Raw genomic sequence first — 21,747 nt, forward strand, 5'->3', positions numbered from 1 at the left:
CCAGGGGTTGCAGTAAGCATCACTATAGGATAACATCTTGCAAGACAAGCTTTGTCAAGAATCGTAGACCCACACTGGCTTGTAGCTATGTGCTATTTCAGTAGTGATATCGAGCTTGAAGAAAATCAATTCGGTCATCACTTACTAGATAAACAATTCGGTGTTCTTGAGTAAGTCGCCGCGATCAAGCATCTGAATCTAAGTATTTCAATGGTTCAGGTTTCCCAATACCTCTAAAAGGATCTCGCATAATCGCTTCAACCAAGTTAAAAGCGCGAAGCGCAGTTTTGCGGTTTGTCTCTACCCAATAAGCGAGGTCTTCTCGAAATTCTGGATGAAATACAGCATCTCGAACTTTATTTTCTTAGGGTTGGGTTTCATCTTTCTTCTTTGTCAATACCCAACTCCTGACGTAATTCGTTAATACTTTGAGATTTTAAAGTTCTAGCTTTTGCTCTTTCCAAAGCAGTTAACAAACGAACTGCATTTTTAGGTGAACAAAGTAAATGAGATGTTTCTAATAAACTATCTAGTTCATCAACAGCAATTAGGGCGACGCTTTCGCCTTCTTGTCGGTTAATAATTATCACTTTTCTATCTGCTACCACTTGAGCGCAGAGTTCGGCTAGATTGTTACGAGCATCAGTCAAATTTGTCTGGTTGGACATGGTGGGAGATTTCTTAATGCTGTAGGCTTTACAGAACATAATAGCTTGATTGATTGGACAATTGTATATTAGCTAAAATCAGTATTGATAAGTGCCTCAAACTTCTAAGAAGCTAGGATACAACTATGAAAGAACCTACGGTCACAAAAAAATATAAATATCAGTTGATTGCCGACTATTTAGCCCAACTACCCTCCGATAGACTACTATCTCAAGCAAAAACAGACGAGCAACGAATCGAGTGGTTGAGGTTAAGGCTTAACTATGGATTACTATCAGTAATTTGGAAAGAAAGTCATTTTATCCGATATAATCCATTTGACGTTATTGCTGATAATAAGCAAATTGACCCTCATATTTGTGAACACTACCGACGATGGATGAACTATCTGATAGGTTTATGGAAATTGGTACAGTTTGTTGAACCGCTATTTCAAGAAAAATGTCTAAAAGCAAACTTACCTTTTAAGTATCCTTTCCAATTTCCTTTGGAAATGTTCTTCGCATTTTTGGAAGAAGAAGCAGAAGATGAGTTTTTACCTTGTCTACAAAATTATTATGAAAAATCACTTCCAAAAATCAAGGAAATGATTAACTCAGGCAAAAAATCTCATCTAGTAGAAAATAAAAATGGAACGACAAAGTTAGTTCTTGAGGAGCAACGTAATTCAATAGAAGTTAAAAAATATAAATTATTAGAAAAGAGGCATTTTGTTAAAGAAAGACGTTGGTACTTTCTTTTTATTACTTTTTGTCGGATAGAGTCAAAGTCAAATAGACGGATTAAAGAAAATTTTGATACGTTTATGACAGCATTTTACGAATTTCAGAACCATATAGCTACTTCAATTCGTAAGAGAGAATCAGCTACTTGGGAAAAAAGCTACTCTTATGCTTGGAAAAAAGGTACTAAAGTCTCTGCTAGCAAGGGTGGTTCTTATTCTGCTTAACAATTCTTCATATCTTTGACACAGTTGATAGACCCACTAGGAACAGGCTTTAGTCTGAAAAGTATAAATTTAGTGGGTTTTTAACCTATGAATAAAAACAACGGAATTGGTTTTTTACAGTATTCACCCTCCTTTTCCCAAAAATCGGAATACGATGTTTACGCTCAAAAGACAGTGGAGAAGGTAGAAAAACAGCAGGGGATGCTTGTCTCTTCCGATCCTCCAACACTACTCCCACCTGTAGTTTCAATCCCCATATTGATGTATGGAGGAATTGCAGTAGCCGTCATTATTTCAATGAGTTACTTTTCCCAAATCCAATTGAAGTTGATTACTGAACTAATCAAAACACTAAACAAAAAGACTAAGTAGTTTGCTAGCTCTACTCACATAACAATATCAGCAGTCAACTTCCAAGGCTGACTGCTGATATTGTTAAGCTCTGAAACTCAGATCCAACAGCTTCCTTGGTGGCGTACAACACCTCAGTGTTGATTTCTTTGAAACCGCGATCGCAATTAAATTTCTTGGTGCTGCACTAGATTTATATTAGTTCAATACTTCTCCAGGTTTCAGGTAGAGGGTTGACCCAGGAAATATGCACAGAAACAACATCTAGAGGTTCACCGTCTATAAAGATTTCTAAAATATATCCTGGCTCTTGCTGAGTTTTAGTAGGGCATAGATGATCCAATACAACCCCACTATTGCCGGCTTTTATAGGGCTGTTAGGAACATTCTGCTTCAGTTGTACCCACTGAAATAAACTAACTGTTGTCATTGCTTAATTTTTATCATGGACTATCAATTAAGCATAGATAGTACGCAAAGAGTCTAATTCATTAGTATCAGTTATAACTTTACGTAATGTTTCACTAAAATAGAAAACTTCATAGTTGGGTGCAAGTTCTTTTTGCAGTCGCTTCCACAAGTTAATTCCTTCTGCTTCAAAAGCCCTTTTAGCCTCTAAACTGGGAAAACCTGAAGAATTAGGATCTTCCCAGTTCAACTTTGCATCATAAACTTCTGCCCATTTTTCCAAACGGCTAATAGTTTCTTGACTTAATGGCATTATAAGAGGATCAATATCTCCAGCTTTATCGGAACTAGCCCACCATAGCGGGTAGCATCCATAATCAGCCATGAGTTTGATTTTTTCTGCCATAGTCACTTCACCGAATTATGAGGAAGTTTTGGGATTAGCACCCACTATATATCCATTATCGCCTACAGTCACGCAGATGTATTGGGTTTTGCCATTAAAATTAACTTCATAAATAGTACGAGTTTTTTTTCTTCCTTGATAACCAATTATTTTACCTTGGGTTACTGCGGTAATAATTGCATCTGGTATCTGGTTTGGCTCGATTCCCTGATCTGCAAACTCTAAAGAATGTTCTTCCAATATGTGTTGAAGTCCTGCTTCAGCATTTCCCTCTTCTAAAAATATGATTTTGCCATCAGTTTGCTTGGCAATCCGCACAATTTTCTCAGGACTGTGTTTAATGCCAGCATCAAGGAGCGCCGCAAGTAATGCCGCTGTGTCTTGATTCATATTTAATTGGATTATTTTAAATAATAATTTATATAATAAATTTAATATTATCTCAGACTAAAATTGCTTGTCAAGCCTTTTAGTAAATAAAATTGAGGGGTAAAGATCCTCAACAAATCCTTACCCCTTAATCTTCTCAATCAACCTCAAAATCTACGCTCCAACTGACTCCTTGGCAGCGTATAATACCTCAGTTGTAATCTCCTTAAACCCACGCTCACGAGCAAACTTTTCAGTATTTCGCTTTACCTTCCCACGCACAAAACCAGGAATCTTATTCAATTCTGCTTGACCATCTTTTGTCCAATTCAAATCAGATTCAGCAGAAATTCCTCTACTAATTACTTCTTTGGTATCATGACCACCGAAGATTTCTAATAGGTGATCTTCCATTCCCAAAGTGAAGGAATTGTAGATCAAATCGGTAATCTGATTCGTGCCTTCGTAACCCATAAATGGTTTGTAACCAATGGGGAAGTTTTGGACGTGGATTGGTGCAGCAATTACGCCGCAGGGAATATCTAAGCGCTTACCAACGTGGCGTTCCATTTGGGTGCCGAAAATAGCAGAGGGTTCGACACGAGCGATCGCATCCCCAATTGCACCATGATCTTCAGAAATTAGCACTTCATCGCAATACTCGCTAACCTGTTCGCGGAACCAGTCTGCATCATATTTGCAGTAGGTTCCAGCCCAAACAACATGAATCCCCATTTCTCGCGCCAGAATCTTGGTAATAGCGGCAGCGTGGGTATTATCACCAAAGACTACAGCTTTTTTGCCAGTCAAGTTTTGACAGTCAATCGAGCGGGAGAACCAAGCAGCCTGAGAGACATGCAAGGTTTGCTCATTGATGAAGTCTTCATAGTCAACTTCTGCACCTTTGATAGTGAGCGAAGTCGAACTATGAGCGTTAATTACCTGCTGAATCTTGCGAATACAACGGGCAGTTTCCACTACACCCATTGGAGTAATATCTATATAAGGTGTGCCGAATTGTTCTTCCAGGTAACGGGCTGTGGTCAAACCAAGTTCACGATAAGGCACTAGGTTAAACCAAGCTTTGGGCATCTTCTTCAAGTCATTCACCGAAGCACCTTCGGGAATTAAAGTATTGACTTCAATTCCCAAGTCAGCCATCAACCGTTTTAGTTCGGTGCAGTCGTGATTATTGTGGAAACCGAGGGTGGTAGTACCGATAATGTTAACCGAGGGCTTTTCCGTTTTGCCCTCAGCCAATTCGCCCCGCCTCCGGGCTTTTTCAATGTAGTATTGGACAATTTGATCGAGAGTGCGATCGGCGGCTTGCAGTTCGTTGTAGCGGTAGTGGTTCACATCCGCCAGCATTACATCTCCTTTCGCTTCCAGCTGCGCCCGTTCAACAAAGTTGTGCAGGTCTTCTTGCAAAATGCTGGAGGTGCAGGTGGGAGTTAACACAATCAAATCTGGGTGTTCTTCGGCATCCTTGCGGGTGATGTTATCAACCACCTTCTCTTGGGAACCGCGTGCCAAAACGTTGCGGTCAACGACACTGGTTGTCACAGGAGTGAAATCCCTTTCCCGCGATAGCATGGAGCGCATGACGTTAAAGTAGTCATCGCCAAGTGGGGCGTGCATGATCGCATGGACATTTTTAAAAGAGCTAGCGATTCGCAGAGTACCGATATGGGCTGGGCCTGCATACATCCAGTAAGCCAATTTCATGTTTGTGTTCTCCCTTTTCAACAGAAATAACACGGAGTCCGATAAAAGTGGACTATAAGTGCTTGATTATTATTAAATCGTTTCTGATTGTCTCAAAAGTTGTATACCTGATGAAGTGAAGACTTGTAAGGGTTTTATGTGGTGTCTAGGCGTAGGCATCGCTCAAACCTTCTCCCTGATTGGAATCTAGCTTCTGAATTTAACAACCTTACTGTTGTTTTTTTAAAATAAATCTTAATTTTTCGGCAAATTTGTTTTTAATTTGGGGCGGTGTATTAACCATCACCGAGAAATTTAAAAAATTTATGTACAACTTCTCCAAAATTACAAACATCCTCTGAGAGGATGTTTGTAAAAAATCAGGTTGTATCAATATCCTCCCTAATTCTCCTTAAACAAGGAAAAAATCGGGGAATAACACTAGTGCAATTTGTTCATTCGAGAAAGTAGAAATTAACCTAGAGAGGTGTTAGTTACTGCCGAAAAATTTCTACTTTTTCTAACACTACGTCTTGATTCGGACGATCTCTAGTTGTAGGAACGTTGGCGATGCGGTTGACTATATCCATACCTTTGACAACTTTACCAAAAACACTGTGTTTGCGGTCAAGATGAGGCGTTGGCCCTTCTGTAATGAACCATTGAGAACCATTAGTACCGCGTCCTGCATTTGCCATTGAGAGGATACCCGCACTAGAATGTTTCAATTCAGGATGAAACTCATCTTCAAATTGATATCCTGGGCCACCAGTACCCCAACGGTTAGCCATATCTGGATAACGAGCCAGGGGATCGCCACACTGAATCATAAAATCAGGGATGACTCGGTGAAAGCGAACTCCATCGTAAGCAGGAGTCCCTTTCTGAGATTGACCTGTCTTAGGGTCTTTCCAGTCGATTGTTCCAGTTGCTAAACCTACAAAATTTTTGACGGTGTTAGGGGTTTTGTCTTCCTCCAAAAGAACTATAATTTCACCCAAGGAAGTAGTTAAACGAGCGTGCAGTGTGCCTTCACCGGGAATATTAATTTCTGGAAAATTCATGAGGTATCCTATGAATGAAAACTGCCATTATTTGACCTACGATAAGCTTATCAGCATTCAAGTTACAGGTTTACGGATTGCGAAAAGACTGAACTAAGGAAACTTGAGAAAAAGAATATTTTACTCTGGTAAATTAATTGCTGGATTACGGCTAAAGAATCCTCTAGGTACTAGCTTAAAGCCAACTCGGTGAACAGGCATCACAGGCCAATCTTCCGATCGCGGAATATGAGTTACGCCCATTGTGTACCACAGCACGATATCTTCACCCGTCAAGGATTCATCGTCTGCAATATATTTTGGTAAACCCTGTCCGGGTTGAGTCTGGTTGGGATAATCTCCCCCAGCATAGAATTCAGTAGGTTTATATTTTGTTACCCAAACATGGTGAGTCGCAAATTCTGCCTTTTGACGGATGTTTGAGCCTTCCACAGGGAAAAATATGGAGTTTCCACCAGGCATCAGCATATATCCAGGTGCAGCCCCTAACGTATTTTTCTTATTTGCACTAACAATCATCCATTCCCGACTGCTTTTCATATCCAAATCGCGCACAGCAGATGTTTCGTTTGCTAGTGTGGTTTCTGTAATTGCGATCGCATTTCCTAAAGGATTTTTCTCATCCATCGGCAAAGCTTTCAAATTCATTTCCATCACAGAATTAGCCTGACCATCGACATCGAAATCTAGGCGATAGTTGAAAAAGTGCTGGTGATTTACTCCGAAGATATTCTTAGCAATTAGCCGACCATAGGAATCATCCTCAGATTGCTTTTGGGCAGCCGTTCCCTGCGCCAGTACGATACCCGTTAATTCATTTTGGACTTCCAAAGTCCCATCTTGGTGAAAAATCCAATTAATGCTGTAATCATAGTTGTCAACGGCCGCAGTCATCGTCATCACTAATTCTTGATTGCGACGGACATCATTACGCTGAGTATTATACTCATAGTGCTTCCACAGCATTCCGTTATCGCGTTCATAGATACCGATAACTCCTGGTATCTTATAAGGTTCTCCCTGCTCATTAGCAAATACAGCATCCAGCAAAAGACCGTTTTCAGGAATTTCTTTACTTAACTCCATCGTATTTGCTAGCAAACCAAGGTTATATTCTCCAACATCAAATGCATTCCTAAACGACCAAGTGGGATCTGGATCGCCATAAGGAACTACCATTTCTGATAAACTAGCGCGATATAAAACTGGTCTGACATTTTCCCCGTCGCCATATGTTACTTGGTACAGCATTAATCCATTACGAGGATGCATTAAATACCGAAACTTCCAACCTTGCCAGCTAATTTCATTATTATTAATTCGAAAACTTGCACCATTTGGTTGCAGAATCTTTAATGCTTTAGGCGCTGAAAGTAATTTGCCTAAGGACTTTAAATCGTAGTTCCAGTTTTCTTTAGAGAAAGGTACTTTTCCTCTGTCAACAAAACTGGCAATTTTACCCGTGTTTAAATTGACTGTTGCTAATACTCCTTCAATGGGACTACCGTAATAGTTCCAGCCTTTGCCCTTATAGTAAGATAAGGCTCGACACAGACGATTATCTGTTGCTTCTTCCTGTTTACTTAAAATTCCTGGTGCCCAACAACTAATTGTGACTTGCTCAAAATCGCTAATTCCTCGCCTTTGCATCGCTTTTTGCCATTGGGGATCAGCTTTAACTACCTGAGTTGCGAGTTCATATTCTGGATTGACGATCGCAGGTTGGACAGACGGTATTTCTTGCCAAGAACTTAAGGTTTTGCTTGTTAGATCAACAATTCCCTCATAGGTTTTATTTAGCGATCGCTCATAGATTACCAAAAAAGCTTTTCGCCCAAAAGGTTTACCAGGTGTGAAATTCAGGACTTCTTTTTTATCTGGTTCTTGTAAAGCAATCAGGGGAAAAGCTGCCATTTCACTCAAAGTTTTTTCTCTTTTAATCGCTGAAACTGCTGTGCTAATTTCTGCCTCGGTTAGCGAAGTCAGAGGATGGGAAATCGAAGCTTGTTGAGCCGTCAATTTTCCCATTAATCCCAGTGAGATAGAAATGACAATAGTGATAGTAATAGCTATCCAAAAAAAATGTAGCTGCTTAATCATTCCTTTATATTCTTTCAACAAACGTATAGTTATTTATTTCTAAGCAATAGCTCAGAAACCGATAGATTAAGAAATTAATTTGCTAACAGTATTTGTAATTATCAAATTCATCAGTTTAATCAATTGTTAGCTTTACATTTAAACCTGGGAATACTGTATACAGGTATTCATGGTAAATTGGAGTACATTGTCATGCAGCAAGCAAATTCAGGCATCGCATACATTCTTTGGTGTTTGTGCTTCTTTGGTATCTGTGGTGGGCAAAGATTCTACACCGGACAGATTGGTAGTGGTTTGATATATTTCTTCACAATTGGTTTTTTTGGGATTGGTCAACTAATCGATTTGGCTCTCATTCCTGGTATGGTTGACAAGCGAAATATCTATCTGCGTGGGTTACATGGTAATGGAACCCCTAGTGTCAATCAATCAATTACGTTGAACATTGGTGAGATTCCCCAACTTCAACAGTTACAAGCCATACAGCCACCAATATCTACAGGTAGTCCAATGCAGAAACTGCTCAAAGCTGCAAAGGAACATAATGGGCAACTTTCCATTGCTCAAGCGGCTATGTATACTGAGCTAGAATCAGAGCATCTCAAAGAGTTGCTTCAAGAAGCAACGAAGATAGGGTACGCTGAGGTCAACAATGATCCAAATACTGGAGCTATCCGTTATCACTTTGATGTGTAAGGTTTAAGAGTAAATATTTATATATTTTCATATTTAGGACTTAGGCATCAAGTACGAAATGCGGGGGCAATTCATGAATTGCCCTACGCTAAATCAAGACTATAATCCTTTGTTTATAACTGAGATCAATTCTGATCCGTTAGCAATTAAGCAGAAACCAACCGACGTAAAGATTCAGCACGACGTTTAGCAATAGAGTTATTTGGAGCCAATTTTAGTGCTTCTTCGTAACTTTGTAAAGCCTGAGTAGTTAACTTTTTTTTCTCGTAAGCGTGACCAAGATTATTCAACCCTGTTACGTAGTCTGGTTTAGCTTTTAGGGCTTCTTTATACTGACGAATTGCTAGGTCATATTGCTCTTGGGTAAAATAAATATAACCTAGCCCGTTGTAAATAGGGGCAATATTTTCTTCTCCCTCTTCTTGAGCAGCTTTGATAGCTTTTTGAAACAGCACAATCGCTTGGGAATACATTTTTTTTTCTGAATAAATACTGGCTAACTCATAATATTCTTGAGTCGTACCTTTTTCTTTCTCTAACTTCTTCCGCAATCTTGCAAAGGAGCCTTCAATCTTACGAGTTTTGAAAATCTGGCGAAAAACACCCACGGCTGCAATTGTGAGTATACCGACCAAAACAGAGAGATAAACAACGGCTAGACTGTTATCCATTGCTGCAAATACAAATATTAAAAGTTGTTTCTGTATCTATTATCAGCTTATTGTCCTTTGTCTTTTGTCCTTTGTTATTCACTAATACTTCGGCTACGCTCAGTACAAGTGACTTATGACAAATAACCGATGACAAACTTATGGTAAACCCCAATATTGAACACGTTGCTGGAGCCAACCTTCTGCTAAGTAACGAGCGATCGCTTGATTCACATTTCGTCTTAACTCATCGTACTGCAATCCCTTGGGCATAACTACAGACAAGGGTTCAGTTGATAGCTTGGTTGGCAGTAGCCGATATTGAGGATATTGTTGCACCCAACCGCTTAGAACGCTAGCATCTGCGGCAAAGGCAAAGGCGGCATTACTTTCTATTTTATCTCGTGCTTCTTGATATGAATTCACTCCTACCAACTCGGCGTTTGGCACATAGTACCGCACTTGGGCAATGGTGCTAGAGTTGTTGAGTACGGCAATTTTTTGTTTTGCAAAATCACTAAACTTCTGCACAAAGGCATCTTTTGTAACTAATACAGTGCTATCCAAATAGTAAGGAACACTTAAACTAACTATGCGGCTGCGAGATTCAGTTGCTGTTACCCTAGCGATCGCAAAATCAACTTTCTTGTCTAAGACTACAGACAAGCGATCGCGATTCGCTACAGGTTTCAATTTGACAGCCTCAGCTTTTCCAACCAAGTCAAGTGCCAATCGCTGTGCTAAGTCAATTTCTAAGCCTTGCAAATTACCTTTGGCATCTCTAAATCCCAAAGGACGCAAGTTATCTTTAACGGCAACAGTTAAATAGCCTCGCTGCTGAATTTCTGGCATTTCGGCAGCAGACGCAGGTAATCCTGTCCCCAATATGGAAAAGCAAGATATCCAAAAAATAGTGGCGGATAATACCAGATGTAACCGAGTAATTACTTTCCATGTGTTACATCTGTTATACATCCCTTGCCACCTTTATCCTTTAGCTTGATTTGCGAGTTCAGCAACTTTACCAAAGCTAGCTGGATCGAGGACTGCTAATTGCGCCAACATCTTGCGATTGAGTTGGATATCAGCTTTTTTCAAGTTACCAATCAACTGGCTGTAACTCAAGCCGTGTTGCCTTGCAGCAGCGTTGATCCGGGTGATCCAGAGGCGGCGAAAATCGCGCTTTTTCTTTTTGCGATCGCGGTAGGCACTTCGTAGTGCCTTCATCACTTGTTGGTTGGCAGTTCTAAACAGAGTTGAGTGGGAACCGCGAAAACCTTTAGCTAGTTTGAGAATTTTATTGCGGCGTTTCCGAGCTACGTTACCGCGTTTTACCCGAGTCATAACTTATTTCCTAAAATACTTACAAATATGGGAGCATCAAGCGCACATTCAGTTCATCGCGTTCATGTACAAGCGCACTCTGGCGCATACTACGCTTTTTGTCAGAAGATTTGTGCTCTAAAAGGTGGCTTTTGAAAGCTTTACGACGGACGATTTTGCCGGTGCCGGTGGCACGGAATCGCTTTGCTGCTGCTTTACGAGTCTTTAGTTTAGGCATGGTCTAGCTTTAATTCGACACGATCCATTATTATACTAATAAAATTGCTTGAATGGTAATTAAGTGAACTATTTAACCAGCTACCACTGTTATAGACAAAATTAATTTCACCGATGGATGAAGTAAATATAGTCGAATATGACCCACGGTGGCAGACTTTGTTTGCACAAGAAGCCGAGCGGATTTGGCAGGTACTAGGCAATGACTTGGTTGTGGAAATTGAACATATTGGGAGTACGGCAGTACCAGGAATGGCAGCCAAACCAGTTATTGACATTATGGTAGGAGTGCGTTCCTTAATAGATGCAAAATCTGCTGTTTTGAGATTAGAATCTTTGGGATACGTTTATTGGCGTGAAAACCCAGATCCTGGACGGATGTTTTTTGTTAAAGGAATGCCACCATACGGAAAGCAACGGACTCATCATGTTCACATAGTCGAGGTTAACAGCAAATTTTGGCAGGAACACAAGCTATTTTGCGACTATCTGAGAAGGCATCTTGAAGAGGCTAAACGTTACGAAGTTCTAAAACGCGATTTGGCGGAAAGTTTTCGGAGCGATCGTGAAGCCTATACCAATGGTAAAAATGACTATATCCGGGCTGTGATGGCAAAAGCACAGTGCGAAAAGATCGGGAAAATTCCTTATTGAGTTAAATAAGTGCAATAATGCCAGCAAAAAATCATTTAACTTCCCAGCAAATAGAGAAACTACAAAAAGCTTTAAAACTGGAAGAGAATCACGATTATCATTTTTATTTTAAACATTTTGAGTATTTGCATTCATTGATAAAATGCACTTTACTTTAACTTTTCACGGATGTTAACCGACAGGGGTTAGAGCAAGATTAAAATAATTCGTAATTGATAATACTAGCCTCTGGCAAGTATTACAAATAACAAATGACAAATTAGTTAATTCGCTGCTGTTTGGGCTTCTTGATAAATTATTTCTTGAAACTGAATCATATCTTTTTGCGGATCGGCGTGGCTAACTTTCACCAATATCTGTTCACCTAACTTCACAGAACGTTTGAAAACCATTGGTAACTGCAAGCCCAAATCTTCTAACAAAATTAGGGCCAAGTTGCTGTCTTCTCGCAGCCACATCAACACTGTTACATCCCAAGTTTCCTCTGGATGACGGCGTAAATACTCTAGCGCATAATATCTATTAGTTTGCCGTTCCACCATTGTCACCTCTTGGGTAATGCTGGTAACAGTCATCATCACTTCTTTAAGTTGATCTGCGGAAAATGGCAGAACTTCACCCCGCAAATGGGCTTTAAGTTGGAAGTGGGTAAGCAAATCACTGTAACGACGGATGGGAGAGGTTGCTTGGGTGTAAGTATCCAAACCCAAACCAGCATGGCGCAGAGGCGTAATGCTCATTTCGCTCTTAGGCATACAACGACGCATAGCGCAAGCGCGAACAAATCCGGCGGGAAGTAGCAGCAATTCCTCTTCTGGGGGTAATTCTGGTTGCGGCTGACCGCGAAAGGGCAAAGGTATGTTATGAGCTTTACCATAACGAGCCGCAACTTCACCGGCAACAATCATCATTTCTGCCACTACTTGCCGCGACGGGGAATCGTCCAAAATGTCAATATTAATTTCGTCACCTTTGACTTTGATCATCGCTTCCGGCATGGTGATGCTAATTGCCCCTTGAGCGTAACGCCAAGCTTTGCGCTTCTGTGCCCAAGTTGCGATCGCAGCAATTTCCGGTTCTGCCTGTACCCGTAATTGCAGCATTTCATCTACATCTTCGTAGGTGAGACGATAAGTCGGCTTAATTAAGCTGGGATGAATGCTGTAATCTTCTACTGCCCCAGTTGTATCTAAAATAATCCCAAAACTGAGGGCGCAACAAACCCGTCCCTGGATCAGACTCATTGGCCCAGTCGCCAATACTTCTGGGAACATAGGAATCATCCCCGTAGGTAAATAGACTGTGCTACCTCGCTTTCTGGCTTCCAAATCTAATTCATCTTCGGGTACTAACCATCGAGTTGGATCGGCGATATGTACCCACAGGCGTTCTTGACCATCGGGTAGTACTTCCCAACTCAGACCATCATCGATCTCTGTGGTAGTTTCATCATCAATGGTGTAGACCTTCAGGTGAGTCAGATCAAGGCGGTTTGTATCTGAGTCAATCGGCGGGAAATCCAAACGCTGTTGCGCCACTTCTAATACCTTATTAGGAAATTGGATCGGAATTGAAGAACGACGCAGGAACAAGTTTTCATAAGGACTCCAGCAACCCAAATCCACCAACAGTTGAAAGGCTCCTTGGGGTGTTGTGGGCCGTCCCAGCATGGTCATAGTTTCTAATACTGGAGCGCTTGGCGGATAAGCGCGAGCCAAGGAATCATAATTGACCCCTGTCCGCACGGTGTCAGCAAGCAACGCGGCGTATTTTTCGAGTCCTTCTAAGCGCTGGCGATCGTGACGTCCCCACTCTACTGCTTCACCTTTAAGCGCCTGCTCTACACGGGTTAAAAATTCCTGCTGTCCCTTCGCTTTTAGTGCCTCTACTTCCATCTGGTGTTTGCGTTCTGCCACCTGAGCAGCAGTTCGCGGTTCGTAAGCGTCTCCTTTTTGCTTGAAATAAAGTTTGTCGTCTGATAACAGGTAATGGGCGGCGTAACAAGGAGGGGCAATTGATTCAGAAAATAGCAAATTTGCCATTTGATCTGGGGTGACTGTTTCCCCATCTTCAACCAGTAGTTCCCAAGCCACTTCTAAGCTAGATGGATCTAAATAAGGCTTGACCTGCTCCAGAAAATTGGCAATCTCTGAGGGCTTGTACGTTTGTCCAGTAACTGTATAAGTTATTTGTCTAGGCGCGAGGCTGTGGGATTGACCACGTTCATCTACCACAAACCAACGGGTTTTACCGTCTGGACGTTCTACGATGCCCAGACGGCGATCGCCTTGAACCCTAAATTCAACTAGCGTCCCCTTCTCCACAACTCTCGCACTTTAATTTGGTGAACAGTTTAAATAGTTAGGAGTGAGGAGTGAGGAGTTAATTGATAACTCATAACTCATAACTGCTAACTCATCACTCGTTTTAGCCTTCCGCATTGATAAATGGCAACAAAGCCACAATCCGCGAACGTTTAATTGCTAATGTCAACTCTCGCTGTTGCTGAGATGTAAGCCCAGTAATTCGACGTGGCAGTATTTTACCCCGCTCGGTGACAAACTTACGCAATAAATCAACATCTTTATAATCGATTGGTTCTCCTGGCTTGATTGGAGAAAGGCGACGACGGAAATAACTCATCTTTACTTAATTTCCTTGTGAACGGTATGTTTGTTGCAGTGGGTACAGAACTTTTTCAGTTCTAGCCGATTAGTGGTGTTGCGACGATTCTTGGTGCTGGTATAACGTGAAACACCAGCAGAACGCTTATCTGAATTTGTCCGACACTCGGTACACTCTAGTGTCACAATAATGCGGGCACCTTTACTCTTAGCCATAATCTTACAAACAGTGAAGCATGAAGAGAATTAACACAAATGACTATCGTCTCACATTTCGCCGCATATTATCAACTAAATTTTTGACTTTTATATCGAGCGAGTAGCCACGACGCGACGAAACTATGAAAGTTCCGCAGTAGCGATCGTGTAAAGCCTGCCGCATCTGGGCATCAGAGAAGGCAGTTCCACAATCAATTGCTAGGGGAAGTACTAGCAGTATAGCAGTGGGATTGGCTCTAATATTGCTCAGGGCAATTGACACTAAAAGCGCACCCAAGCCGATAATCGCTTCTCGCTTCACCAGTGAAAGCAAATCTGGAACTCTGCTCACTACTTCCCCATCCTCAACTTCTAACACTTTTAAATCGAAAGCCCAACGCCCTAAACTTTGCCCTTGATTGTTGTACACCACCAGCACTCGCAAAATCAGCCAAAGTATCACAAAAACCAGGATTTGTACAAATTGAATCCCGATATCGCCGCCTCCCAGTAGCGAACTGACTAACCAGACACCAAGGAAATCAAGCCCCAATGCCATACCTCGCCGCCCAATTTTAGCCTTGGGATAGTGTTTTTGGGGAAGTCGTTCGATAGTCATACAACACAGGTATTTTTATTGAGGGATGGGGAAATAATTGCTCCTGTTTTTAATATTAAGGTGATTACATCTAGATCAATAGACAGGTGAACCGAAAGGTTCTACAATCTGACTGATTGCGGTAAATTTACCTATTGCCCAATCCACATAAGCATAGTAAAGATTTTCTAGTGATTACGTTTGATTGCGGAAGCACTAAATTAATATAGGAAAGTCTTTAAGTAAGGGGCAGCAAAAAAATGGATGTAAAGCTGATTCTAGCTGGATTGACAGTTATCTTTACGCTTTCGTGCTTATTTTTTGGCACGAAAAATGGATTCTATGATTCAGATAACTATCACGGTAATGGCTCTGCACATTGAGATAAATCTGTAGACGCTTAGGCGACTTCACGCAGGGTGAGTTGGTTAAGAGCTTCAGAACTTGCAAAGGGAAAATGAACAAAAGGTATCTTTTAGCTTCTAATTTGATGGCTTCTGGTTAGTCCACCTTTATGAACCATTGCGGGTTCGGTAGAGGCGTCCTCCCCAATCAAAAATCTCTATTCTCAGGGTGTAGGGGCGCACGATAAAACTTACCCCTAAGTCACAAAACCAAAATTTGTGTAATTTTTGGCTTTTGGGATATGTCCATGATGATGAGGTTTGAGGGGAGGAGAGCATGAGGGATAATCTGTCGGCATCCTCTCGCGTAGATGGTGCGGAAGGGGGTAGTGAATTAGAATGTTTGCCCTATAGTGTCCAGCATTACGATGAGGGTGTGTGTTTATTGGTGAAGATGGGGCCACACCGTATCCTGTTAGATTGTGGTTTGGAGGATATTTCATCGCTGGCGAAGGGGCTTACTAAGTCGGTACGTGGAGTTGGTTCGCCCTCACCAGCAGATTTGGTTTTGATTAGTCACGCCCACCCAGACCACGCCAGAGGCTTACTAGCACTGCATAAAGCTTTTCCAAAGTTACCTATTTATGGTAGCGAAGTAACCAGCAAGTTACTGCCGTTGAATTGGCTAGACCAAGATCCTGAGGAAATTTCCGAATTTTGTCACGCCTTGCCGTTGCGATCGCCTGTAGAATTCCAAGATGGTTTAGTGGCAGAATTATTTCCCGCAGGGCATCTACCGGGGGCTGTGGCAATTCTCCTTACCTATACCACCAAACAGCGTAGTTACAAACTACTGTATACAGGAGATTTTTTCCTGTCGAACTCTCGGTTAGTAGAAGGTTTGCGTTTAGAGGAACTGCGAGGGTTAGACTTGGATGTACTAATCATTGAAGGCAGTTACGGCACATCCCGTCATCCTCACCGCCGCAACCAAGAAAATCAACTAGCAGAACGAATTAATCGCGCGATCGCTGACCATTGTTCTGTGATTCTTCCTACTCCTGCTTTAGGATTGGGTCAAGAATTATTAATGCTTTTACGCTCTCATCACCACTTCACTGGACGAGATTTAGATATCTGGGTAGATGGTGCTGTCGCTACTGGGTGTGATGCCTACCTAGAACTGCTACCCTATCTTCCCCCATCTGTACAGAATTTCGCTCGCCATCAACCCTTATTTTGGGATGAACGAGTACGTCCCCGCGTGCGTCGTTTACAAGCAGAACATCGTCCCACTGTGGGTAAGTCACCTTGTATTGTGCTTACCGATTCTACAGATGATTTGAGTAAGCACTGCCAACTAGACACTGGGCCTTGGCTAATCCTACTACCAGAAAAGATTGATATAAAAGTTAATAAAGAATATTTAGCACCTACCACTGTTGAAACTTATCTCTTGGCTCAACATAGTGATGGCCCTGGTACTACACAGCTAATTCATAATTTGCGACCCCAGCACGTCATTTTTATTCACGGTTCTCCTGCCTACTTGGCAGACCTGACTAGCTTAGAGGAGTTGCAAAACCGCTACCATGTCCATTCTCCGGCGGCTGAGACTTTAGTAGAATTGCCTATCGGTGATACATTTTTACAACCCGCAGCACCAGAAACTAATTACGAAGGCGAACTGACAGAGATGGGAACAGTAATCACAATCACCCTAGCCGATGTGATTACTACCGATCCGCGTTGGCGGCAATTTGCTGATACTGGTTTAATCGAAGCTCGTTGGCAAGGCGAAGAACTAGTATTAAAGGGATTGTCTCAACGAGAATTGCTCAACCAAAATAGCGATCGCTATACATGGACAGATATAGACTGTTGCGGTACTTGCCGACACCAAAGGGGGCAGCGATGTTGGAATCCAGCTTCTCCGTTGTATAACTTTAAGGTGACTCTAGAAGGTTACTGTCCTGCTTTTGAAGGTTTAAATGATAGTTAATAGTCATCAATCCCATGCCCAAAGCCATTTTTTCTTAATGACTAATGACTCTTACAGGTGAGGCTCGTCCCCGCTAGCGCTACGCTAACGCCAGTCGCTCCTGGGGGAAACCCCCAAGACCGCGCTGGCTCACTAATGACTAATGACCCTTACGGGTGAGGCTCGTCCCGACGCTCGTTCCTCGCTCTAAGCGAAGCCATGCCGAAGGCTTTACGCTGCGCTATCACTAGCGCTACGCTAACGCCAGTCGTTCATGGGGGAAACCCCCAAGACCGCGCTGGCTCACTAATGACTAATGACTGATTATTCTGGATTCGAGTCAGTATAACGGTTGTGGATGCGTTCGGCTTCGGGACAATCTTCAGTCATCAAAGGTTCCACATTCCCGCGTGGTACTGAAGCCAGTTTTTGCGTTACAGCACCAATGCTCTCGAGGCGAACCATTTCTTCCCAAGAACAAATTTCGTCCTCTTCTTCTGTTTCATAGCGTAGAGTCACTAAATCTCCCTCTATGTCGATGATGCGGGCGCGTTCAATCCAGCGTTGCTGGTCCCGCAAGAAAACACATACCTCGCGCCCATCGCAACAGAGTTGATAAATCTTGCGGTGTAGCATGTACTGTTTCTGCCTTTTTAAACAACGTAGTTAAACCTGTCAAAATCTGGGTTCTACCCAATTACATTACACCTTTAAGAGGTTAATTTCACCGTTGAGAACAAGTACGCTTCATCACCCAATCCCAAAACTTGCTTGTATTTGTCAAATATTGGGAGATTTTGGGTTATAAATCAATGCTTGTTTTAGCAATGAACTTACATCTCCCTTGGGATCATTCTATGGAATGTCTGCTTGATTGAAGTCAAACAATTCCGAACCTGTCCTAACCAGGTTGATATTTGCTGGTGAGTCCTTGTTACTATTATGTAATAAAAAATACTCCAAACTAATCGTTGATTGCGGTTGTTTAATTTGCCTACTTATAATCATTGGCATTGCTGGGAAGTCCGGGGACTTGGTTTTACTTTTACCCATGTGTATATGATCTTAACTCATTCTCTTGCTGACCTTGATAGTTTTCAACAATAACACCTAAATAGTTTTGATTTTTGCAGGTTTTTGCTTGATGATGACTAAGATAAAAGGCAAGGGAGGAAAAAGAATTATTGGGCAATAATTCTTTCTTTTCCTGCTTCTCTTGCTCACTTCAAGAAATAACTTGCTCTTTTCCAAACTCTATTGGGAGTATCAGCAAGATTTATATGGTAGCGGAAATTCCATAAGCGCGTTCGATGAGGAGGCTTCTCGTTTAATTTTACCTGCCCGAACTGCATCGTATAGGGCTGCGAGCGCTGACAAATCCTCTTCCTTCCAGCATTTAGTGACAAGCACTTGATGGAGTAATCCCTCAGATTCAACACTAAGATATCCAGTTTGGAAAGCAGATTCAACGAGTGTGCGAATCATCTTGGTTAGGACAGAGTAAACAAATTGTTACGTCAAGTGTGGAACATTTCCTTCTGATATTAATTGATATGGAGCATAAATATGATGTGATTATCATTACACCAAGTTAGTGATTTAGATCACATCAATGGGTGACAATATAGTATTTAGGTGCATCTATAGGACTCATATTTGATTGCTTGAAAAAAACTCAGTATACCTTTATTCCTTCTTCCCAGCAATGCACTGAGTTTAGACTTTGCAAAAGTCGAGTTTCGGCTACGCGGTAATCGAGCGGAGTCGAGATTCAACTGCCGCTTATCAAAGTGTCCCAAATATTGAGTCTCTACAAGTAATTCACCGAATCAAATCGGATTGCTATATCTATTTTCTACGTAGAGAGTATTCGCACAAATTTCCAGCGTTAATACTGATATGACGTATAATTCGACAATATTAAAACATAGGGAATTTTTTAAGTAAGTATCCCCAAAATATAGTTAAACACAAGCATTCAAGCAAAAAACTGGCGGAAATCTTCATCCTTTTGACTTAATTGCACCCAGTCTAAGTTTAAGGACTGGAATTTTTGCACTAAGCGATCGCAAGCCGGACGTTCGGTAGCGTAATGTCCGGCATCAATTAAAATGAGATTGCGATCGCGGCTTTCTTGAAACTGATGAAACTTACAGTCAGAAGTCAGATAAGCTTGGGCACCACTTTTGGCGACGGCTGAAATGAAACTAGCCCCCGAACCACCCAAAACAGCAACTCGTGAAATTGTTTGCTGTAAATCAACACTTGGGAAAAAAATCAAATTAGGGGGAGCAAGTCGCTCTTGAATGGCTGCGAGTAATTCGTGTAATGTCATAAATGGCTCTAGCAAACCAATACGACCATATCCTAACCCTGCTTGTGTAGGTTGTATAGGAGTAACTTCTTTGAGTTCTAAAATTTGAGCTAAAACGTCAGCAGTACCATCTTGCACTTGGTCGAAATTGGTATGGGCAGTATAAATACCAATATTGTGGGTAAAGCATAACCGTACCATTTCTGCGATCGCTTCCCCAGTGCGTAAAGATTTGGGAGGAGTAAAAATCAAGGGATGATGAGCAAATATCAGGTTAGCATTAAGAGCGATCGCTTCCTGCATTACTGCCAAAGTCGGTGTCAAACATACCAAAACCCGTGCTTTTTCCTGCAATACTCCTGGTTCAATCTGCCACCCGCAATTATCCCAACTTTCACACCAAGCGGGATTTGCCCATGCTTCAAACCAAGTAATTAACTCAGCAATTTTCATAACTATATTTCTTCAGCAATTTTTAATTTTAATTGCTAATCAGTGTCTCTGTGGTTGGATATTTAATTTTAATGCTAATTGCTGGCGCATTTCTTGGAAAGGTTTGTTCCAGACAGGGCTAGCATTCCAGTTCCACATTGCTACTGGGATAAGTTCTTCTTGGGCAAGATAAGTTAAAAGACAATATTCATCTTCCGGTTCACGAGAAAAGGTGAAGGGATTACGGTAGCCTGTGTCACATAACTTATAAGATATGATTTGTCCGTGATTAATCCGTTGTAAAAGTTCTTTTCCTTTGACGAGCAAATAATCCAAAAAAACCAGACTAAAAGGCTCTATATGTGCGCGTTTTTGTGGCTCTTTTTGTACCCATCTTGCCCACTCAAACCCATACATAAAATCGTGAACGTAACGGAAGCGCATTTCCGTTTTATTTCCGAACATTTCTGTTAGAGAAACCATCTTTTCACCAAAATATTTTAAAAAAGCTATAGCACCTTCATCTGCTACTAAAGCTTGCCTTAGCATACTACTTACCAGAAAATCAAAATCCCAGAATATGTTTTCTGGAAAGTTTTGCAACTGAGTACGGACTATGCTTTCGAGAGTTTCTTGAAGGGGTATGAGGAGTTTAATATCAGTTTTTTGTTCACTAATTAAATTTTCCAATTCTGCGAAACTGGTAATTAATATTTTTTTGGGACTAAGTGATAATAGGTTAATAGACTGCTGGGCAAGGATTTCATCAATAGATTGGAAAATATGAATCGGTGTCAGTTCTTGCTTCATAGTAATTGAAATAGCCCAGACAGCTTACAGCAAATATTAGTTTATCTCAAAATAAAGAAAATTTTAACTAATCATAAATAAACTTTACTTTTTTATTTAAAAATTTACACTAATTATTTAGCCTCTATCTGATTAATGTTCATAAAAAAGCGATCGCGGCGAAATTTATTTAATGCATATCACCGCGAGTTTATGAGATTATAGCCAAAAGGTAAGCGAGATAACCAGAGTATTTAAACTCTAAAAAACTCCACCTTAAATAAAACTTGAGAATCACCTATCCAGAAATATGGACAACTAATTCTCTTAAATGATTGCGTTGGCGGTGTTCCCAAATATAAATTCCTTGCCAAGTTCCCAGTACTAAATGACCACGATTAATGGGGATATGTTCAGAAGTGTGGGTGAGTGCGGTACGAATGTGTGCCGGCATATCATCAGCCCCTTCTGCATCGTGAATATATTTTCCTGATTCTGGGACGAGTTTTGCCATAAAGTTAGCTAAATCCACAAGGACATCGGGATCGGCATTTTCTTGGATGATTAAACTAGCTGAAGTGTGACGTAAAAATAGAGTACAAAGACCAGTTTCAACTCCTGATTCTGCAACTGTGGTTTCAATTTTCGCAGTGATGTTGTAAAAAGATTTACCAGTGGTGGAAATTTTTAGTAGCTTTTGGTAGTGAGTCATCTGTAATTTGATTAATTATTGACTAATAACTTTTGGTAGCACAAATGTTTGCCCCTAGTATATTTTACGTAATTGAAAATGGCTATAAGCTTCTCATAGGAAAGCTAGTACCGCAAGGCGGAAGTTACGCATTCAAAAATCAAAAGTCAAAAGTATTATGGAATGAGCTTTTTAG

General features: G+C 41.2%; 25 protein-coding genes and 1 pseudogene. 5 read left to right on the forward strand and 21 right to left on the reverse strand.

Going from position 1 to position 21,747, the window contains the following annotated elements; translation table 11 throughout:
* Positions 1-97: 97 nt before the first annotated feature.
* Both V7L20_RS26855 and V7L20_RS26860 read right to left on the reverse strand, forming a co-directional pair.
* Positions 98-397 (reverse strand): annotated as a pseudogene (locus V7L20_RS26855) (Txe/YoeB family addiction module toxin).
* Positions 378-668 carry a type II toxin-antitoxin system Phd/YefM family antitoxin gene (locus V7L20_RS26860; protein WP_334746995.1) on the reverse strand — a complete coding sequence of 97 codons (291 nt, stop codon included), beginning with the start codon at positions 666-668 and terminating at the stop codon, positions 378-380. Before V7L20_RS26860 ends, V7L20_RS26855 begins: the two are co-directional and overlap by 20 nt.
* A 125-nt stretch (positions 669-793) precedes the next feature.
* Between V7L20_RS26860 and V7L20_RS26865 the strand changes: the two genes are divergently transcribed.
* Positions 794-1,618 carry a hypothetical protein gene (locus tag V7L20_RS26865; protein WP_334746996.1) on the forward strand — a complete coding sequence of 275 codons (825 nt, stop codon included), beginning with the start codon at positions 794-796 and terminating at the stop codon, positions 1,616-1,618.
* An 87-nt stretch (positions 1,619-1,705) separates the two neighbouring features.
* Entirely contained in the window at positions 1,706-1,990 is a 285-nt protein-coding gene (locus V7L20_RS26870; RefSeq protein ID WP_334746997.1) for a hypothetical protein, read from the forward strand.
* A 172-nt stretch (positions 1,991-2,162) separates the two neighbouring features.
* Here V7L20_RS26870 and V7L20_RS26875 read toward each other — a convergent pair whose 3' ends face one another.
* From V7L20_RS26875 to V7L20_RS26900, 6 genes are all read right to left on the reverse strand, one after another.
* Positions 2,163-2,399: a hypothetical protein gene (locus tag V7L20_RS26875; protein ID WP_334746998.1), complete on the reverse strand. Its 237-nt coding sequence runs from the start codon at positions 2,397-2,399 to the stop codon at positions 2,163-2,165.
* A gap of 27 nt (positions 2,400-2,426) precedes the next feature.
* A complete protein-coding gene (locus V7L20_RS26880; protein ID WP_334746999.1) occupies positions 2,427-2,783 on the reverse strand; it encodes a hypothetical protein in 357 nt (118 codons plus the stop codon).
* 15 nt (positions 2,784-2,798) lie between these two features.
* Positions 2,799-3,173, reverse strand: coding sequence for a hypothetical protein (locus V7L20_RS26885; RefSeq protein WP_334747000.1), 375 nt, complete (start codon positions 3,171-3,173; stop codon positions 2,799-2,801).
* A gap of 153 nt (positions 3,174-3,326) precedes the next feature.
* Positions 3,327-4,877 carry a ferredoxin:protochlorophyllide reductase (ATP-dependent) subunit B gene (bchB, locus tag V7L20_RS26890; protein ID WP_334747001.1) on the reverse strand — a complete coding sequence of 517 codons (1,551 nt, stop codon included), beginning with the start codon at positions 4,875-4,877 and terminating at the stop codon, positions 3,327-3,329.
* A gap of 473 nt (positions 4,878-5,350) precedes the next feature.
* Positions 5,351-5,920, reverse strand: coding sequence for a peptidylprolyl isomerase (locus tag V7L20_RS26895; RefSeq protein ID WP_334747002.1), 570 nt, complete (start codon positions 5,918-5,920; stop codon positions 5,351-5,353).
* Positions 5,921-6,040: 120 nt separating this feature from the next.
* Positions 6,041-8,020 (reverse strand): primary-amine oxidase, encoded by a 1,980-nt coding sequence (locus V7L20_RS26900; RefSeq protein WP_334747003.1) that lies wholly within the window; start codon positions 8,018-8,020, stop codon positions 6,041-6,043.
* A gap of 192 nt (positions 8,021-8,212) precedes the next feature.
* Here V7L20_RS26900 and V7L20_RS26905 point away from each other — a divergent pair, with 192 nt between their 5' ends.
* The gene (locus V7L20_RS26905) at positions 8,213-8,716 is read left to right on the forward strand and encodes an NINE protein (protein WP_334747004.1); all 504 of its coding nucleotides are present in this window, start codon (positions 8,213-8,215) and stop codon (positions 8,714-8,716) included.
* Between the two features lie 146 nt (positions 8,717-8,862).
* Here the strand turns inward: V7L20_RS26905 and V7L20_RS26910 are convergent, their stop codons facing one another.
* The 4 genes from V7L20_RS26910 to rpmI all read right to left on the reverse strand — a co-directional run bounded on the left by V7L20_RS26910 (position 8,863) and on the right by rpmI (position 10,927).
* Positions 8,863-9,387: a tetratricopeptide repeat protein gene (locus tag V7L20_RS26910; RefSeq protein WP_334747005.1), complete on the reverse strand. Its 525-nt coding sequence runs from the start codon at positions 9,385-9,387 to the stop codon at positions 8,863-8,865.
* A gap of 138 nt (positions 9,388-9,525) precedes the next feature.
* Positions 9,526-10,341 carry a transporter substrate-binding domain-containing protein gene (locus V7L20_RS26915; RefSeq protein ID WP_334747006.1) on the reverse strand — a complete coding sequence of 272 codons (816 nt, stop codon included), beginning with the start codon at positions 10,339-10,341 and terminating at the stop codon, positions 9,526-9,528.
* A gap of 12 nt (positions 10,342-10,353) precedes the next feature.
* Positions 10,354-10,710 carry a 50S ribosomal protein L20 gene (gene rplT, locus V7L20_RS26920; RefSeq protein WP_229453438.1) on the reverse strand — a complete coding sequence of 119 codons (357 nt, stop codon included), beginning with the start codon at positions 10,708-10,710 and terminating at the stop codon, positions 10,354-10,356.
* Positions 10,711-10,729: 19 nt separating this feature from the next.
* Positions 10,730-10,927 (reverse strand): 50S ribosomal protein L35, encoded by a 198-nt coding sequence (gene rpmI, locus V7L20_RS26925; protein ID WP_109007939.1) that lies wholly within the window; start codon positions 10,925-10,927, stop codon positions 10,730-10,732.
* Between the two features lie 113 nt (positions 10,928-11,040).
* Between rpmI and V7L20_RS26930 the strand changes: the two genes are divergently transcribed.
* Positions 11,041-11,580 carry a GrpB family protein gene (locus V7L20_RS26930; RefSeq protein WP_334747007.1) on the forward strand — a complete coding sequence of 180 codons (540 nt, stop codon included), beginning with the start codon at positions 11,041-11,043 and terminating at the stop codon, positions 11,578-11,580.
* 263 nt (positions 11,581-11,843) lie between these two features.
* Here the strand turns inward: V7L20_RS26930 and V7L20_RS26935 are convergent, their stop codons facing one another.
* The 4 genes from V7L20_RS26935 to V7L20_RS26950 form a co-directional block, all read right to left on the reverse strand.
* Positions 11,844-13,904 carry a ribonuclease catalytic domain-containing protein gene (locus tag V7L20_RS26935; RefSeq protein ID WP_334747008.1) on the reverse strand — a complete coding sequence of 687 codons (2,061 nt, stop codon included), beginning with the start codon at positions 13,902-13,904 and terminating at the stop codon, positions 11,844-11,846.
* 103 nt (positions 13,905-14,007) lie between these two features.
* The gene (rpsR, locus tag V7L20_RS26940; RefSeq protein WP_012411240.1) at positions 14,008-14,223 is read right to left on the reverse strand and encodes a 30S ribosomal protein S18; all 216 of its coding nucleotides are present in this window, start codon (positions 14,221-14,223) and stop codon (positions 14,008-14,010) included.
* Between the two features lie 2 nt (positions 14,224-14,225).
* Complete coding sequence (gene rpmG, locus V7L20_RS26945) at positions 14,226-14,420, reverse strand: 50S ribosomal protein L33 (protein WP_094333178.1); 195 nt, start codon at positions 14,418-14,420, stop codon at positions 14,226-14,228.
* 43 nt (positions 14,421-14,463) lie between these two features.
* Positions 14,464-15,021: an RDD family protein gene (locus V7L20_RS26950; RefSeq protein ID WP_334747009.1), complete on the reverse strand. Its 558-nt coding sequence runs from the start codon at positions 15,019-15,021 to the stop codon at positions 14,464-14,466.
* 660 nt (positions 15,022-15,681) lie between these two features.
* On the opposite strand from V7L20_RS26950, the gene V7L20_RS26955 reads away from it, so the two are divergent.
* The gene (locus tag V7L20_RS26955) at positions 15,682-17,346 is read left to right on the forward strand and encodes an MBL fold metallo-hydrolase (RefSeq protein WP_334747010.1); all 1,665 of its coding nucleotides are present in this window, start codon (positions 15,682-15,684) and stop codon (positions 17,344-17,346) included.
* Between the two features lie 303 nt (positions 17,347-17,649).
* Here V7L20_RS26955 and V7L20_RS26960 read toward each other — a convergent pair whose 3' ends face one another.
* The 5 genes from V7L20_RS26960 to V7L20_RS26980 all read right to left on the reverse strand — a co-directional run bounded on the left by V7L20_RS26960 (position 17,650) and on the right by V7L20_RS26980 (position 21,572).
* A complete protein-coding gene (locus V7L20_RS26960; RefSeq protein ID WP_334747011.1) occupies positions 17,650-17,961 on the reverse strand; it encodes a DUF6679 family protein in 312 nt (103 codons plus the stop codon).
* Positions 17,962-18,591: 630 nt separating this feature from the next.
* Complete coding sequence (locus V7L20_RS26965; protein ID WP_334747012.1) at positions 18,592-18,810, reverse strand: hypothetical protein; 219 nt, start codon at positions 18,808-18,810, stop codon at positions 18,592-18,594.
* Positions 18,811-19,303: 493 nt separating this feature from the next.
* Positions 19,304-20,092, reverse strand: coding sequence for a Nif3-like dinuclear metal center hexameric protein (locus tag V7L20_RS26970; RefSeq protein ID WP_334747013.1), 789 nt, complete (start codon positions 20,090-20,092; stop codon positions 19,304-19,306).
* A gap of 39 nt (positions 20,093-20,131) precedes the next feature.
* Positions 20,132-20,881 (reverse strand): hypothetical protein, encoded by a 750-nt coding sequence (locus tag V7L20_RS26975; RefSeq protein WP_334747014.1) that lies wholly within the window; start codon positions 20,879-20,881, stop codon positions 20,132-20,134.
* A 277-nt stretch (positions 20,882-21,158) separates the two neighbouring features.
* Entirely contained in the window at positions 21,159-21,572 is a 414-nt protein-coding gene (locus V7L20_RS26980) for a secondary thiamine-phosphate synthase enzyme YjbQ (protein ID WP_334747015.1), read from the reverse strand.
* Between the last annotated feature and the right edge of the window lie 175 nt (positions 21,573-21,747).

The organism is Nostoc sp., assembly GCF_036916735.1.
Lineage (GTDB): Bacteria > Cyanobacteriota > Cyanobacteriia > Cyanobacteriales > Nostocaceae > Nostoc.